This is a genomic window from Bacillus zhangzhouensis, assembly GCF_000715205.1.
GTDB classification, from domain to species: Bacteria; Bacillota; Bacilli; order Bacillales; family Bacillaceae; genus Bacillus; species Bacillus zhangzhouensis.
Map to the genome: position 1 here is coordinate 1 of NZ_JOTP01000088.1, position 524 is coordinate 524.

At 34.5% G+C, this 524-nt stretch carries 1 pseudogene; it reads right to left on the minus strand.

Annotation, left to right across the window (positions count from 1 at the left end):
- Positions 1 to 68 precede the first annotated feature (68 nt).
- A pseudogene (locus BA70_RS20760) lies at positions 69 to 227 on the minus strand (MFS transporter); the annotation flags it as partial.
- Positions 228 to 524: the final 297 nt, after the last annotated feature.

A 524-nucleotide genomic window follows, 5' to 3' on the forward strand; every position in this document is an offset into this window, starting at 1 on the left:
ATAACCTCCCTAATAATGTTGTGTCTTTTATTGTTCTTAAATTTTCTTTCTTTTGAATATATGTATATTTGTATGAATAATGTGAACATTGAACGAAGTAGCTGCGCATAGGATAATGACTCTCTTTCGCTTTCATCACGCGGAAGTACTCGGAACAATACGCCAGTCATGATGAGCATCATGACGGCAGAAACTAGATAAACTGACCGCCAGCCGGCGAGATCGGTGAATCAATTCATTCTGCTGCGCCATCAATGGAGTACTTACAGAAAACACTAATACCAAAGACAAACTGACAAGAAACAAAGATTTGAAGATTTTCATAACAACCCTCTTTCTGGAAAAAATGTAATTCATTTATCATTATAGATAAAAAAGTCTTTTAATGCCATCTTTTATGTAATAAAATGTATATGATTTATACAAAGGGGTGAGATGGCGGTGAAGCATTTTTTAACTGCAATTGTATTGGCTGTGGTTGTGGGGATAATCGTTTATGTTCAATATGATTTCTTTTCTATGTT